We start from the raw sequence: 14,614 nt of genomic DNA, 5'->3' as shown, positions 1-14,614 counted from the left end.
ACCACAGCTGCGCATATTCGCATAATTTTTATGGATTCCTGCCAAATATCCCAAGCGATTTCTGCTCTCTTGCCTATCGACGGGCTGGATCCGAAGATTCCTGCATGACTTCACTTACAGTGTCCGGCCGCGTGGCGCAGGTTCTCAGCAGCTATCTCAGCGATGTTTTCGGCGTGATGGGCAACGGAAACGTCTACTTCCTGGACGCCGCCGAGAAGGAGGGCCTCCGCTTCACCGCCGTACGCCATGAAGGTGCCGCCATCGCGGCGGCGGACGCCTACTACCGGGCATCCGGGCGCCTGGCGGTGGGGACCACCACCTACGGTCCCGGCTACACCAATGCCCTGACGGCCCTCGCGGAGGCTGTGCAGGCGCAGATCCCCGTCGTGCTCGTCACGGGGGACGCTCCGAGCGGCGGCGCCCGGCCCTGGGACGTGGACCAGGCGGCAATCGCCGCCGGACTGGGGGCGGCGACCTTCACGGTCACCCGTGAGGCCGCGGGCTCCATCACGCAGGAAGCGGTGGAGTACGCACTTGCCCGGCGGACCGCCGTCGTCATCGCCATTCCGTACGACTTGGCGGCACTCGAAGCAGCGGAGGAAGAGCTTCCTGCACCGCCGGCAGCTGCGGTTGCGGACGCCGTCGTAGGCGGACTCGGACGGGCGGCCGAATTGCTGGCCGGAGCCAAGCGGCCGCTTATCCTTGCCGGCCGCGGTGCGCACCTCGCCGGGGCCGGCCCCGAACTCCGGGACCTGGCCGACCGCCTCGGCGCGCTCACGGCCGGGACCGCGCTGGCGCTGAACCTGCTGCAGGGCGAGGGATACCTCGGCGTCGCGGGCGGCTTCGGCACGGATACCGCCGCCGGGCTCATGGACGAGGCGGACGTGGTCCTCGTGGCGGGCGCCAGCCTGAGCCCGTTCACCATGCGCTTCGGCCACCTGATCGGCCCGGACGCCACCGTGATCCAGATCGACACCGCCATGGAGCCGACGCACCCGCGGGTGGACCTGTTCGTCAGTGCCGACGCGAAGGCCGCCGCAGCCCGGATCCTCCGGCTGCTGGATGCCGCCGCCCCATCCGGGGCCGATGCATCGAATGCGTGGCGCGCGGAAGCACTCAAGCGCCTGGCCGAAGGACCCGGCCACCACCCCGGCAGTGCGGAGACGCCGGACGGCCGCCTTGACCCCCGGGCGCTTGCCACGGCACTGGACGCCGTCCTGCCGGAACGCCGCACCGTGGTCCAGGACGGCGGGCACTTCCTCGGCTGGGCACCCATGTACTGGCGCATTCCGCGCCCTCAGGACCTGGTCATGGTGGGAACCGCCTACCAGGCGATCGGGCTCGGCCTCGCCAGCGCCGTCGGGGCGGCCCGGGCCGTGGACGACGGCAACACCCTGGTGCTGGCGGCGGGCGACGGCGGATTCCTGATGGGCCTGTCCGACCTGGAATCGCTCGTGGGCGCGGCGAGCAGCGCCGTCGTCGTGATTTACAACGACGCCGCGTACGGGGCCGAGATCCATCAGTACGGCTCGCAGGGCCTCACCGAAAAGCCCATGCTGATCCCCGAAGTGGACTTCAGCGGCATCGCCCGCGCACTTGGGGCCGAGTCGGCGATCATCCGCTCGCTGGCCGACCTTTCCGCGCTCAAAGACTGGATTGACGACGGCGCCAAGGGAACCTTCGTGGCCGACTGCCGCATCACCTCAAGCGTCCGGGCCCCGTGGATGAGCGAATGGATGAAGGCCAAGCAGGCGGCGAAGGAGACGGTGGCGGGCTAGGGCCAGCTGGACCGGCAGCGCGGCTGAGGTGCGGCTCAACCGTTCACCTCAGTCGCGCAGCGGCGACCCCACAACGTGGAATCGAAACCCTCCGAACGTACCGGACAGTAGCGGGCGTGCGGCGATGATGGACGCCTGGACCTCGGGCAACGCGAGGGAAGACTGATGCGCCTCCTCGCTCTCCCACAGCTCCACGACAAACACGGTGTCGGGGTCGTCGTCGTTCACTCCAACCTCGTAAGCAAGGCAGCCGATCTGCCGGAGGGTCCCGCTGCGCTGAGTCAGGTGGCGCACCAACTCGTCGCGCTTCCCGGGGACAGCACCGAGCGTTCCCACATTCGCAAAAGTCATGGCCCAACCCTAGCGGGACGCCGGTCCGCGGGGCCCGGATGCTCCGGGGTGTCAGGACAGCTGCGGCGCCAACGGACCATTGACATGTGACCAAATGGTCACCTATCCTAGCCGTGTGGACGCCGTATTCAAGGCACTCGCCGACCCCATCCGCAGGGATCTGCTGGACGCACTCTTCAGCGAGGACGGCCAGACCCTAAGCGCACTGGAGTCGCGGTTCGAGATCACCCGTTTCGGCGTCATGAAGCACCTGAAGATCCTGGAAGAGGCGGGCCTCGTGGTGACCCGGCGCCACGGCCGCGAGAAACTGCACTTCCTCAATCCGGTGCCCATCAGGCTCGTCCACGACCGCTGGGTGAGCAAATACGCAGAACCATGGGCCGCTGCGCTTAGCGACCTCAAGACCCGATTGGAAAGTCCGATGGAAAAGATCTTCGAAATCTACATCAAGACCACTCCGGAACGGCTCTGGGAAGCCATCACTGACAGCGACATCCGCAGCAAGTACCAGTTCGGGAACACGCTGAAGTCGGACTGGACTCCGGGCTCCCGCTTCGAGATGGGCAATCCCAAAGCCGGGGACCTGCTGGGCGAGGGCGAGAACCTCGAGGTCGATCCCCCGCGCCGGCTGGTGCAGACCATGCGCGCGCTCTGGGGCGAGGACGTCAAGGCAGAGGGCACTTCGCGGGTCACTTGGGAAATCGAGCCCGTCGGTGACGACTCATGCCATCTCACCGTGACCCACGATCAGCTCCGCGAAGGCGCCAACGAACAGCTCTACGGCGGCTGGCCGATGATCCTCTCCGGCCTGAAGACCTGGCTCGAGACCGGGGAAAAGCTCACCACGCCGGGCTCCCTGATGTACGGCTGAGCGCCGCCCCTGCAGTTGGGAGGACAGCCACCAACAGCGGCGGGTCCTTCAGCGTCAGTGCCTGTGGAGGAAGTGGCGGATCTTGTCGCCGATTCCTTCGGCGGTGCGGCCGCGGCCCATGGAAGGGGTCCGTCCCGTGGTGTAGGGCCTGGTGCCCCGCGTGTATCCCCTCGAATATCCTCCGGTGGTTCCGTGCGTGGTCCGTCCGGAGAGTCGTCCTGCGGCATTCCTGATCATATTGCCCAAGTTCATGATGAACTCCTTTGGTTGTGCGTCTGTTCAGGCTGCGACCGGGTTTTGGTCCGGTCTTTCCCGACTCTACGCGTGTCCCTGAGGCAGATCCATGGTCAATTCAGCAGTCCGCCGCACCCGGTGCTTGAGCCGGGCCCACGCCAACCGGGTTCCCTGAGTGAGCTTGCGAGCTTAGGGGGTTGGTGGGGAGCGCTGCCGCTCCCCGCGCCAGTTCGGTGATCTGCTGCCAGTCCCCGCTTTCGACGGCGGCGCGCGGCGTGAGCCAACTGCCTCCGACGCAGCTGACGTTGGGCAGCTTGAGGTACTCCGGCGCCGTGAAAAGGCTGATGCCTCCCGTCGGGCAGAACGTCACCTGCGGGATGGGCGCCCCAATGGCCGCCAGGTAGGCAGGACCGCCGGCGGGCCCGGCCGGGAAGAACTTCATCGTGTCCAGCCCGCGCTCCAGCACCGCCATCACCTCGCCCACCGTGGCCACGCCCGGAAGCACCGGAACCCCGAGCGAGAGCATGTGGTCCAGCAGCGACGGCGTCACGCCGGGGCTCACGAGGAACTGCGCGCCCGCGGCAACGGCGGCGTCGGCCTGGCCGGGAGTGAGGATGGTGCCGGCACCCACCAGGATGTCCGGTACCTCGTTGGCGATGGCCTTCAGCGAGGTGAGCGCCGTGTCCGTCCGCAGCGTGAGCTCGATAATCCGGACGCCGCCGTCGGCCAGTGCCCGGGCGACCGGAACCGCATACTGCGGGTCCTCGATGGTCACCACGGGGATGACCGGGGAGACGTTCAAAACGCTGGTGGCGTCAGCCATGGTTGATCTCTTTTCTCAGGCCGTCCAGCCCGTGCGTGTCGATAATGCTGTACCAGTGGATGAGGAGGCCTGCGAACCCGGCGTGCTCCGCGAGTTCGCTATCGAAGACGCTGCGGCAGCCCAGCAGGGCGGGGACGACGTCGGCCGCAGACCGGGACGCGGGCAGTGCCGCGTGCAGTTCGGCGGCCAGGGGGTCGTTTAGCTGGTCCACGGAAGTGCTGGCCACATGCCGCATCCACGCTGCGACGGCGAGCGCCGCCCACCGCGGTGAGCGGCCGGCGTCGAGGTTTCCGCGTACGGTACTGAGCAGGCGCAGGCCGATCTTCTGTGAACCGTCGCTGCCCACCTTGGCCGTGGTGTGGCCGAGCGCGGGGTTGGCGAAACGGGCCAGCACCTGGGCGCAGTACCCATCCGCGTCGAGCCCCTCCGGGAGCTTGATGGTGGGCAGGACGTCCTCGGCCATCATGCGCCGGGCGGCAGTGAAGAACGCGTCCTCGGCCACGGCGTCGCTGATGGTCTCCTTGCCCGCGGCCAGGCCGAGATAGGCCAGCAGCGAGTGGCTCGCGTTGAGCAGCCGCAGTTTCGCCGCCTCCCAGGCCCCAACGTCGCTGCTGAACAGGGCGCCGGCCTCTTCCCAGCGCGGCCGGCCCGCGGCGAAGTTGTCCTCGATGACCCACTGCATGAACGGCTCAGCCACCACGGCGGCCTCGTCCCGCAGCCCCAGTTCACGTTCGACGGCGTCCAGGTCGCCCGCCGTCGTGGCCGGTACCATCCGGTCCACCATGGTGCTGGGGAAGGTGACATTGGCGTCCAGCCACGCGGCGAACGGTTCGGCTTCAGCCTCCGGCAGTGCGGCCGCGAAGGCACGGACCAGCTTGCCAGTGAGTTCGCCGTTGCCGGGTAGGTTGTCGCACGAGACCACGGTGAGCGGGCCGCAGCCGGTGCGCGAACGCTGCTGCAGGCCCCGGGTGATCTGCCCGATGGCCGTGAGCGGGGCACGGCCCTCGAGGTCCTCCCGGACTTCCTCATCTGCTGTGTTGAGGGATCCGGTGCGGGGATCAATCCGGTAGCCCTTCTCCGTGATGGTCAGCGTGACCACCAGTGTCTGGGGCGCGGCGATCCGGTCAACCACGGCGGCCGGGTTGTCCCGTCCCGAGATGGCGTCCACGATGCTCGACACCACGCGTAGCGGTGCCGCGCCTTCGCCCCGTTCGGCCACGGTGAACAGCCCGTCCTGCGGGGCGAGCTGCCGCGCCACGGTGTCCGAGCGCTGGGTAACACCCGTGATCCCCCACCTGGTTTCTCCGGTGGCCAGCATGGCGTTCTCGGTGAACACGGCGGTGTGGGCGCGGGCGAAGGCGCCCAGGCCCAGGTGCACGATGCCGGGTTTCAGGCCGCTGGCCCGGAGCGCGGCACCCGGGAATGCTGCCGCCGCGTTTCCGTGGCTGGCACTGCTCGAGTCGGGGTTGCCGGAGTTGGCGGCGCTCAGGTTGGCACTGCTCAGGTTTGCACTGCTCAGGCGTGCGATGACAGCTCTCCTTCGGGTGTCCCCAGGGCGTGGGCGCGGGTCTGCTCGAAGCTCGGAATGAAGCCCGTGCCGCCCTTGCCACCCACCACGAGCGATGCCGCAGCCGCGCCGTACCGGGCTGCTTCGGCAAGGCTGTCGCCGAGTACCAGCCGTGCTGTCAGCGTGCCCACGAAGGCGTCGCCGGCCCCGGTCTGGTCCACCACGGCAGGTGCGGGGATGGCTTCGATCCAGGCCGACTCGGAGTCGCTCTCCAGCTGGATTCCTTCGGCGCCGCAGGTAACCGCGACGTTGGCCGTGCCCAGCGAGCGCAGCTTTCCTGCCGCCTCGGCAGGCGAGGACGTTGCCAGCAGGGCCGACGTCTCGCCCGGGAACGAAGGCGTCACCAGGAAGGCCTTCGGCGCCAGCTCAAACAGGGCCGCCGTCGCGTCCTCCACGGAGGCGAGCCGCGGACGGTAGTTGGGGTCAAAGACGAAGCGGCGTGCCACCCCGGCGGCTTTGAAGACGGCGGCGCGCGAGCTGGCCGAGATGGCGCAGGCAATGCCGCCGGCGATCACGGCTCCCGCTGCGGCAAACACGTCCGGGTCGACGTCGTCCGGCCCCAGGGTGGAGCCGACACTGCCGCTGCGCGCGTAGGAGAACTCGCGCTGCCCGTCGGGGTCGCAGTGCACCAGGTACACGCCCTGCTGGCCGGGCCGGAACTTCAGGAGTCCGGTGGAAATGCCGAGTTCAGCGATTCTGGCGGCGACCGCCTGGCCGAGGTCGTCGTCGGGCAGTACTGCCAGCAGCGCGGTGCGGGCACCGGCCGCCGCGGCAGCCGCCGCGACGTTCAGCGCGTCGCCGGAGATGCCGAGCTGCGCCGGAACGCCGTGCCCGAACGGGACGTCCGTGGCCACCTCGAGGAGGATCTCCCCCATGGCGACGACGTCGAACGGCCGTGTCTTTGTCAGGTCACTCACCAGTCATGCACCGACCCGTCGAGGCGGCGGTTGATGGGCAGGTACTTGGCGTCGAACGGGAACTTGGCGGCCGCCTCCTCGTCGAACTGGACGCCGAGGCCGGGGGCGTCGCCGGGGTGCATGTAGCCGTCGGTGAAGGTGTAGGAGGTCTTGAACACCTCGTTCGCGGGGTCGCGGTGGCCCATGTATTCCTGGACGCCGAAGTTGGGGATGCTCATGTCCACGTGCAGCGCCGCGGCGAAGGACACCGGCGAAAGGTCGCCCGCGCCGTGCGAGCCCGAGCGGACGCCGTATAGGTCCGCCAGCGAAAAAATGCGGCGCAGGTGCGTAATGCCGCCGGCGTGCGAGACCGACGTGCGGATGTAATCAATCAAACGTTCGGCGATCAGCTGCTGGCAGTCCCAGATCGAGTTGAACACCTCGCCGACCGCGATCGGCGTGGTGGTGTGCTGGCGGATCAGGCGGAACGCGGACTGGTCCTCGGCCGGAGTCGGATCCTCGATCCAGAACGGGCGGAACGGCTCCAGCGAGGCGCCCAGCCGGCCGGCCTCGATCGGCGTCAGCCGGTGGTGCACGTCGTGCAGGACGTGCACGCCGTAGCCGAACTGTTCCCGCACGTGGGCCATCATCTTCGGCGCAAAGTCCAGGTACGCCGTCGTCTCCCACAGGTCCTCCTGCGGGATGTTGCCGCTGGCGGGCTCGTAGGTCTTGCCGTCCACCGGAGCGATCCCGTAGGTCTTCTCCAGGCCCGGCACCGCAGCCTGCGCCCGGATCGCCTTGTAGCCGAGGTCCAGGTGGTGCTGGAAGTCGGCACTGAGGTCCTCCAGCGATGATCCGCTGGCGTGGCCGTAGACCATGACGCCCTCGCGGGCCGCGCCGCCCAGCAGCTCGTACACCGGCATGCCGGCGGCCTTGCCCTTGATGTCCCAAAGTGCGACGTCGATCGCGGCGATCGCGGTCATGGTCACCGGCCCGCGGCGCCAGTAGGCACCCTTGTAGAAGTACTGCCAGGCGTCCTCGATGCGGCGGGCATCGCGGCCGATCAGCAGCGGGCACAGGTGCTCGGACAGGTAGGACGCCACGGCCAGTTCACGTCCGTTGAGGGTGGCGTCGCCGATGCCGGTAATCCCGTCCTCGGTTTCGATAACGAGCGTGACGTAATTCCGTCCTGGCGACGAAACCACTACGCGTGCGTCGGTGATCTTCACTGGTGGGGTCCTTTTGTGTGTCGGTATTGCAAGTAGCTGGCAGTAGATGTCGTTTTGAGGTCTCAAAACGACATCTACTGCGAGTCAGTTGGGTCAGGAGAGGCGGAGCATGACCTTGCTGCTGCCGGCGGCCGGGTCTGCGGAGACCCGCATGGCTTCCGCGGCCTGGTCGATGCCGAACTTGTGGGTGATGACGGGCGAGACATCCAGGCCCTCGGACATCGCCTTGAGCGCATCGGTGATCTCGTCAGCGAACCGGTAGGAGCCGATCCACGTGATTTCCCGGGTCACGAGGTCCCCGATTGCGGCCGGGGCGGGGGCGCCGGGCAGGTTCCCCACCTGGACGATGGTGCCGCCGCGGGCGGTTGCCCGGAGGATGCCGCCCAGCACGGCGGGGATGCCGGTCGCTTCGAAAACGAGCTCGACGTCGTCCGGCAGGGTTGCGCCGTCCGAGAGGTTGCGGACTTCGTCCGCGCCCATAGCTGCAGCGATCTTCAGCGACGCCTCGTTGATGTCCGTGGCGACGACGGTCCGCGCACCCGCGTACTTGGCCGCCGCGATCACCAGCGAGCCGATCGGCCCGGCGCCGTTGACCAGCACGTCGCGGCCGGCGAGCGAACCCGCCCGGCCCACGGCGTGAAGGGCGACGGCGAGCGGTTCAGCAAGTGCCCCGCGGAGGGTGTCCACGCCGTCGGGAAGCGGACGGATCTGCGACGCGCGGACCAGCTTCCGTTCGCTGAACCCGCCGTCGGTGTGCGGATCGAAAGCCGCGGATCCGAAGTACCGGATCTGCGGGTAGAGGTTGGTCCGGCCACTGAGCCGCTCGGGCATGATCCCGTCCCCCACGAGTTCCGCGGGATGGACGGTGACCGGCTGGCCGACGTCGAGGTTTTCGACGCCGTCGCCCAGTTGGGCGATGCGGCCGGCCACCTCGTGGCCGAGGACGAGCGGGGACTTCAGCTGCGCGGTGCCGGAGGCGCCGTGGCGCCAGTAGGAAAGGTCGGAGCCGCAGATCCCGCCCCATTCGACGTCGAGGACAACCTCCCCCGGCCCGGCGACGGGCTCGGGGCGTTCGTCGATCCGGAGATCGTTGGCGCCGTGGACAACTACTGCTTTCATGCTGCGTCTTCCAGCCGGACCATGTCGCGGCCGCGGACCTCGGGGCCCACAACGGCGGCTACCAGGGTGATGAGCGAGTAGCCGATGAGCATGGCGGCCAGCGGCCACCAGTGTCCGGTAACGGCGGTCAGCGTGGCGGCGAGGATCGGGCCGATGGCGGTGGCGAGGATGCCGCCGATTTCCTTGGCCAGGGCGAGCTGGGTAAAGCGGGTGCGGGCTCCAAAGAACTCGGCCATGGTGACGCTCTCCATCGAGAAGAGGCTCAGCACGCCCAGGTTCAGGCCGGCGACGACGGCGACGGTGACGAGAGTCGGGTCGCCGCTGGTGACCATAAGCATCATGGGAATCGCGAAGACAACGGTGATGGCGCTGAGGATGATGTACAGGGGCCTGCGGCCAAAGCGGTCGCCCAGGAGGCCGATCAGCGGGATAGTGGCGAAGCCGAGGATCGAGCCGATCATGATGGCCGTGGTGCCAACGGACTTGTTCATGAGCAGGACCGTGGCGAGGTAGCCGATGAGGAACGTCTGGATAAGCCCGGAGTTGCCGGCCTGTCCGAAGCGGAGGCCGAGGGCGATCAGGAAGGACTTGCCCTTGCGCTGGTGCAGAGCGGCTTCGATCGTGCTGGTGGACTGGGGCTTCCGGGTGGCCTGGTTCGCTTCGCTTGCTTCGCCGGTGTGTGCTTCCGTGGCGAGGTCGCGCCTAGCGAGGGCGACGCCGTCGACGACATCCTCACGCTGTTCGAAGACCGGGCTCTCCTTGAGGGAGCGCCGGATCCAGATGGCGAAGATCATCAGCAGGAAACTGGCCAGGAATGGCAGGCGCCAGCCCCACGTCAGCAGCTGGTCCTCGGAGAGTACCGCCACCAGGATGGCCCAGAGCGCGGAGGCGGCCAGGGTGCCGGAGTTGGTGCCCAGGCAGACGAGCGAGGAGATCAGGCCGCGGCGGCGGGCCGGGGCGTATTCCGCCAGCATCACGGTGGCACCGGCGATTTCGGCGCCAGCACCGAAGCCCTGGATCAGGCGCAGGGCCACGAGGAGGATCGGCGCCCAGATTCCGACCATGGCATAGGTGGGCAGCACACCGATGAGAGTGGTGGAAGCACCCATCAGAGCGATGGTGATAAAGAGGACCTTCTTGCGGCCGATCCTGTCACCCATCCGGCCGAAGTACACGGCACCGACCAGGCGGGCCACGTAGCCGACGCCGTAGGTTGCCATCGCTGCGATGAGGCCAACGACCGGGCTCACGTCAGGGAAGAAGATCTTGTTGAAGACGATGGCCGCAGCCAGCGAGTAGAGCTGGAAGTCCATGAATTCCGTGGCCGTTCCCAGCCAGCCGGAGACTGCGACCCTCGCGAGGTCGCGAGTGGTCCTCGTTTCGGTCGGGGTGTTGGGCGGTGCGATGCTCTCGGTCATCAGTTGCTCCTTTGCAGGCGATGAAGAAGGGGTGGAGAGTTCTGCCTGGATGTGGCCGTGATGGTGGACAGAAGAGCTGCCCTGCGGCCTCTTACTGACTACCATACAAGCACTACCATTCTAGTTTGTCAACGATCGCTAGACTGGATGCATGGCAACCGGAAAACCCGAAAAAGGGCAGTCACCGCGGCTTTCCGTGCGGGACCAGACACTGGATACGCTGCGGCGGCGCATCATCTCCCTGCAGCTTCCTCCGGGCGAGCCCCTGTCCGAGAACGAGCTCGCCCAGGAACTCGGCGTCAGCCGGACACCGGTGCGCGAAAGCCTGATCCTGCTGCGTGAGGAGGGCCTGGTTCAGGTGTACCCGCAGATCGGTTCATTCGTCTCGCTCGTGGACTTGGGCCGCGTGGCTGAGGCCCAGTTCGTGCGCGAGGCCATTGAATGCGCCTCGCTCAACGACGCGGTGGTGGACGCCGCCGCCCTGGCCGGGCTGCGCGAAATCCTGGCAGCACAGCGCGGCGCGGAAGCCGCCAGCGACGTCGAAGAATTCTTCCGGCTCGACGAGGACTTCCACCGCGCGCTCCTTCGCCTGGCAGGACACGAGTCCGCATGGACCGCGGTCAACTCGGCCAAAGCGCACCTCGACCGCGCGCGGCGGCTCAGCCTGATCGACACCCGGCCCGTGTCCACGCTGATTGAACAGCACACCGCCGTGGTGGACGCGCTCGAAGCCAACAACCGCCCCGCAGCGGACAGCTCACTGCGGCTCCACCTGCGCGGCGTCTTCGAAGACGTTAAGCGCATCCAGGCATCATCACCCGAGCTCTTCTCGGACGGCACAGCATCCCGCCCAGTCCGGAGAAGCATCGCCCGGCTTTCGTAGTCCGCTGGTTGCCGTCCGTTGGTTGCGCCTGTCGAAACCCGGCGGTTTAACCCTGCTTCACCAGCGCGGCCTCAAGGTTGATCTTCACCTTGTCGCTGACCAGGAGCCCGCCGGCTTCCAAGGCGGCGTTCCAAGTCAGGCCGAACTCCTTGCGGCTGATGTCGGCCTCGGCGGAGAACCCCGCACGGGTGGCACCGAACGGGTCGACGGCGACGCCGGTGAACTCAACTTCCAACTCGACGGGCTTGGTGATGCCCTTGATGGTGAGGTCGCCCGTCAGCGTGTAGTCCTCGCCGTCGCCCTCGAGGTGCGTGCCCTTGAACGTCATCTCCGGGAATTCCGCGACGTCGAAGAAGTCTGCCCCCTGCACGTGGGCATCACGGTTGGCGTCACCGGAATCGAAGCTGGCGGTGCTCACGGTGGCGTGGAGTGACGAATCGGCGAGGGTGTCCCGCACATGGGCTTCGCCGGTTGCTTCCCGGAACCGGCCGCGGACCTTACTGATACCGGCGTGCCGTACGCTGAACCCGATCTCACTGTGGGACATATCGAGTGTCCAGACGCCGGGAGTCAGGCCTGCGGGAAGAGTCATGACGCATCTCCTTTGAAGGAAAAACCTGCTGGTCAGTGCGACTTCAACACTGGTTTAGCCCGGCGGCGAAGTCAAGGATCAGTCGGTTCACGGGAGGGCACGAATGCGCCGGAGAGGCGTCCAGCGCCAAACCCGCAAACTCCTAGCCAATTTTCAGGAAACTTCTCTAGCCTAGGACCAGGCCCACCGCGTATCCCCCATCCGGGGTGGACCTGCCGCTAGGAGTAGCCCCGCAAAGCCGCCAGGCAGTGCGGGGCTCTCTGCGTTTCGGGCACGTCCTCCGCGTGGCACCGCCAGCTTCCGCCCGCCGGCCAGTACCATCGATCGTTGAATCGACAACCAGCCACGGGAGAAACCGCCTTGCACGAAGCACGTCCCCGCCGAAGGAACTGGTTCGCAGCCTGCGCCCTTGCCGCCGCCATCCTGGCAACCACCGCCTGCGGCGGGGCCATCAGCGCCACCCGGCAGCCGTCGTCGGACGCTGTTCCCGGCGCATCAGCCGGCAACCCGCCCGGGTACGCCGTCAAGGCCGCCGACCTTCTCGCCACCCTGCCCGTCAAGGGGCGCGCCCCGAAAACCGGTTACGACCGGGAGGAATTCGGCCCCGCCTGGTCGGACACGGACCACAACGGCTGCGACACCCGCAACGACATCCTCGCACGCGACCTCAAAGGCACAACCTTCAAGCCCGGAACGAAGAACTGCATCGTCCTGAACGGCTCCCTCGCCGATCCCTACACCGCCACCACCATCGCTTTCACCCGCGGCAACAAAACCAGCAGCGCAGTCCAGATCGACCACGTCGTTGCCCTGAGCGACGCGTGGCAGAAGGGCGCCCAGCGCCTCAGCAAGGCACAGCGGACCGCCTTCGCCAACGATCCCCTCAACCTGCTGGCCGCTTCAGGCCCCGCCAACCAGCAAAAGTCCGACGGCGACGCCGCCACCTGGCTCCCCGGCAGCAAGGCCTTCCGCTGCCCGTACGTCGCCCGGCAGATTTCGGTCAAGGCGAAGTACAAGCTGTGGGTGACCCAGGCCGAACGCACCGCGATGGCCGCCGTCCTGGCCCAGTGCGGCGGCACGGTGGCCGGAAGCAAATAACCGGCCGGATAGCCCAGGGTGCAGCCCGGACGCAGGGCCCCTCAGCCGTGCTCCGGCTCCTCTTCCCCGGCGAACGGGTAGTCGTCCTCGTCGCTGCCCGGCGTGCCCGCGGCCTGCTCAATAGCATCGGCCTCGGCCGCTTCCTCCGCGGAGAGGTCCGGGGCGGCGGGCTGGCCGTTAGACCTGAGCGGAGTCCGCTGCTCCAGGGCGTCCGCCTCGGGAACGTCCTCTGGCAACGGGCGCTGTTCTTCGTCCGCGTACTCCCCGCCCGCCGGCTGGCGCTGCTCAAACGCATCAACCTCCGGCACTTCCAGGGGTGTCTCTTCCGGCTGGCTGTTCATGGATCTCCTCCTGCGCCTGGGTTGGTTCTTCCACGAGTCTGGCCCTACTCCCCGAGGACGGCAATGGGACCGCGGGCTGCCCAGCCCTCAGGGCCGGGCGGCACGCGGTCCCCGCGTTGACTCATCGCTATGTCAGCTGAGGTATCCGTTCGGATTCAGCACGTACTTGGTGGCGGCGCCGGCGTCGAACTCGGCGTACCCCTTCGGTGCGTCCTCCAGCAGGATCGGCTTCGCGTTGACGTTCTTGGCGATCTGCACGCGGTCATTGAGGATGGCCATCATCAGCTGCCGGTTGTACTTCATCACCGGACACTGCCCTGTGGTGAAGCTGAGCGACTTCGCCCAGCCCGTGCCGAGGCTCAGGCTCAGCGAGCCCTTCTTGGCAGCCTCGTCGATGCCGCCCGGATCGCCTGTCACGTACAGGCCAGGAATGCCCAGCGCGCCGCCGGCCGCCGCGACGTCCATCAGCGAATTCAGCACAGTCGCCGGTGCCTCCTGCGCACCCTGGCCGTGGCCCTTCGCCTCGAAGCCCACGGCATCCACGCCGCAGTCCACCTCGGGCACGCCAAGGATCTGTTCGATCTGCTCCGCTGGCCCGCCCTTGGTGAGGTCCACCGTTTCGCAGCCGAAGCTGCGGGCCTGCGCCAGGCGGTCACTGTTCATGTCACCCACAATTACGACGGCGGCACCCAGCAGATGCGCGCTCGTCGCCGCTGCCAGTCCAACAGGACCGGCACCCGCGACGTATACGGTGGAACCGACGCCTACCCCCGCCGATACGGCACCGTGGTACCCAGTGGGGAAGATGTCCGAGAGCATGGCGAGGTCCAGGATCTTCTCCATGGCCTTGTCCTTGTCAGGGAACTTGAGCAGGTTCCAGTCCGCGTACGGCACCAGGACGTAGTTAGCCTGGCCGCCCACCCAGCCGCCCATGTCCACGTAGCCGTAGGCGCTGCCCGGGCGGTCCGGGTTCACGTTGAGGCAGATACCGGTCTTGCGTTCCTTGCAGTTCCTGCAGCGGCCGCACGAGATGTTGAAGGGCACCGAGCAGATATCGCCGACCTTGATGAATTCGACGCCGGGCCCCACCTCCACCACTTCACCGGTGATTTCGTGGCCCAGCACGAGGTCCGGCGGCGCCGTGGTCCGTCCTCGGACCATGTGCTGGTCCGAGCCGCAGATGTTGGTGGCCACCGTCTTGATGATTGCACCGTGGGGAACCTGGCGCCCCACATTGGCCGGGTTTACGCCCGGCCCGTCCTTAAGTTCAAAAGTGGGGTAATCGATATCGATGACTTCCACCTTGCCGGGTCCCTTGTAGGCAACGGCTTTGTTCCCTTCCATCTCTTTCCTCCTGGCGTCACGGACCCTTCCCCATGAAGGGTCGGCGGTGAATACATGAGTGATCTGATGC

15 protein-coding genes are annotated in these 14,614 nt (G+C 67.4%); 4 read left to right on the top strand and 11 right to left on the bottom strand.

Annotation, left to right across the window (positions count from 1 at the left end):
• Positions 1-104 precede the first annotated feature (104 nt).
• On the top strand, positions 105-1,778 hold the full coding sequence (locus AC1DFE_RS19995; RefSeq protein WP_476907604.1) for a thiamine pyrophosphate-binding protein: 1,674 nt from the start codon (positions 105-107) through the stop codon (positions 1,776-1,778).
• A gap of 48 nt (positions 1,779-1,826) precedes the next feature.
• On the opposite strand, the gene AC1DFE_RS19990 is transcribed toward AC1DFE_RS19995, so the two are convergent.
• Positions 1,827-2,129, bottom strand: a complete 303-nt coding sequence (locus AC1DFE_RS19990) for a putative quinol monooxygenase (protein WP_476907603.1) — start codon at positions 2,127-2,129, stop codon at positions 1,827-1,829.
• 115 nt (positions 2,130-2,244) lie between these two features.
• On the opposite strand from AC1DFE_RS19990, the gene AC1DFE_RS19985 reads away from it, so the two are divergent.
• Positions 2,245-3,000 carry an ArsR/SmtB family transcription factor gene (locus AC1DFE_RS19985; protein WP_476907627.1) on the top strand — a complete coding sequence of 252 codons (756 nt, stop codon included), beginning with the start codon at positions 2,245-2,247 and terminating at the stop codon, positions 2,998-3,000.
• A gap of 54 nt (positions 3,001-3,054) precedes the next feature.
• Here AC1DFE_RS19985 and AC1DFE_RS19980 read toward each other — a convergent pair whose 3' ends face one another.
• From AC1DFE_RS19980 to AC1DFE_RS19950, 7 genes are all read right to left on the bottom strand, one after another.
• Positions 3,055-3,252 (bottom strand): hypothetical protein, encoded by a 198-nt coding sequence (locus AC1DFE_RS19980; protein WP_476907602.1) that lies wholly within the window; start codon positions 3,250-3,252, stop codon positions 3,055-3,057.
• 100 nt (positions 3,253-3,352) lie between these two features.
• Positions 3,353-4,057: a bifunctional 4-hydroxy-2-oxoglutarate aldolase/2-dehydro-3-deoxy-phosphogluconate aldolase gene (gene eda, locus AC1DFE_RS19975; RefSeq protein ID WP_476907601.1), complete on the bottom strand. Its 705-nt coding sequence runs from the start codon at positions 4,055-4,057 to the stop codon at positions 3,353-3,355.
• Positions 4,050-5,435: a mannitol dehydrogenase family protein gene (locus tag AC1DFE_RS19970; protein WP_476907600.1), complete on the bottom strand. Its 1,386-nt coding sequence runs from the start codon at positions 5,433-5,435 to the stop codon at positions 4,050-4,052. Before AC1DFE_RS19970 ends, eda begins: the two co-directional genes overlap by 8 nt.
• Before the next feature lie 137 nt (positions 5,436-5,572).
• Positions 5,573-6,499, bottom strand: coding sequence for a PfkB family carbohydrate kinase (locus AC1DFE_RS19965; protein ID WP_476907626.1), 927 nt, complete (start codon positions 6,497-6,499; stop codon positions 5,573-5,575).
• Between the two features lie 38 nt (positions 6,500-6,537).
• Positions 6,538-7,749 carry a D-mannonate dehydratase ManD gene (gene manD, locus AC1DFE_RS19960; protein ID WP_476907599.1) on the bottom strand — a complete coding sequence of 404 codons (1,212 nt, stop codon included), beginning with the start codon at positions 7,747-7,749 and terminating at the stop codon, positions 6,538-6,540.
• A 93-nt stretch (positions 7,750-7,842) separates the two neighbouring features.
• A complete protein-coding gene (locus AC1DFE_RS19955) occupies positions 7,843-8,868 on the bottom strand; it encodes an L-idonate 5-dehydrogenase (protein ID WP_476907598.1) in 1,026 nt (341 codons plus the stop codon).
• Positions 8,865-10,286 carry an MFS transporter gene (locus tag AC1DFE_RS19950; protein WP_476907597.1) on the bottom strand — a complete coding sequence of 474 codons (1,422 nt, stop codon included), beginning with the start codon at positions 10,284-10,286 and terminating at the stop codon, positions 8,865-8,867. The genes AC1DFE_RS19955 and AC1DFE_RS19950 overlap by 4 nt, the downstream gene beginning before the upstream one ends.
• A gap of 151 nt (positions 10,287-10,437) precedes the next feature.
• Here AC1DFE_RS19950 and AC1DFE_RS19945 point away from each other — a divergent pair, with 151 nt between their 5' ends.
• The gene (locus AC1DFE_RS19945) at positions 10,438-11,169 is read left to right on the top strand and encodes a GntR family transcriptional regulator (RefSeq protein ID WP_476907596.1); all 732 of its coding nucleotides are present in this window, start codon (positions 10,438-10,440) and stop codon (positions 11,167-11,169) included.
• Positions 11,170-11,215: 46 nt separating this feature from the next.
• Here AC1DFE_RS19945 and AC1DFE_RS19940 read toward each other — a convergent pair whose 3' ends face one another.
• On the bottom strand, positions 11,216-11,761 hold the full coding sequence (locus AC1DFE_RS19940) for a YceI family protein (protein ID WP_476907595.1): 546 nt from the start codon (positions 11,759-11,761) through the stop codon (positions 11,216-11,218).
• Between the two features lie 360 nt (positions 11,762-12,121).
• Here AC1DFE_RS19940 and AC1DFE_RS19935 point away from each other — a divergent pair, with 360 nt between their 5' ends.
• On the top strand, positions 12,122-12,859 hold the full coding sequence (locus AC1DFE_RS19935) for an HNH endonuclease family protein (protein ID WP_476907594.1): 738 nt from the start codon (positions 12,122-12,124) through the stop codon (positions 12,857-12,859).
• A gap of 41 nt (positions 12,860-12,900) precedes the next feature.
• On the opposite strand, the gene AC1DFE_RS19930 is transcribed toward AC1DFE_RS19935, so the two are convergent.
• Positions 12,901-13,200: a hypothetical protein gene (locus AC1DFE_RS19930; protein ID WP_476907593.1), complete on the bottom strand. Its 300-nt coding sequence runs from the start codon at positions 13,198-13,200 to the stop codon at positions 12,901-12,903.
• Between the two features lie 132 nt (positions 13,201-13,332).
• Positions 13,333-14,544: a formaldehyde dehydrogenase, glutathione-independent gene (gene fdhA / locus AC1DFE_RS19925; RefSeq protein ID WP_476907592.1), complete on the bottom strand. Its 1,212-nt coding sequence runs from the start codon at positions 14,542-14,544 to the stop codon at positions 13,333-13,335.
• Positions 14,545-14,614: the final 70 nt, after the last annotated feature.

This window comes from Arthrobacter sp. 05T423 (assembly GCF_056396245.1).
This window is presented reverse-complemented; position numbering and strand designations above follow the sequence as displayed.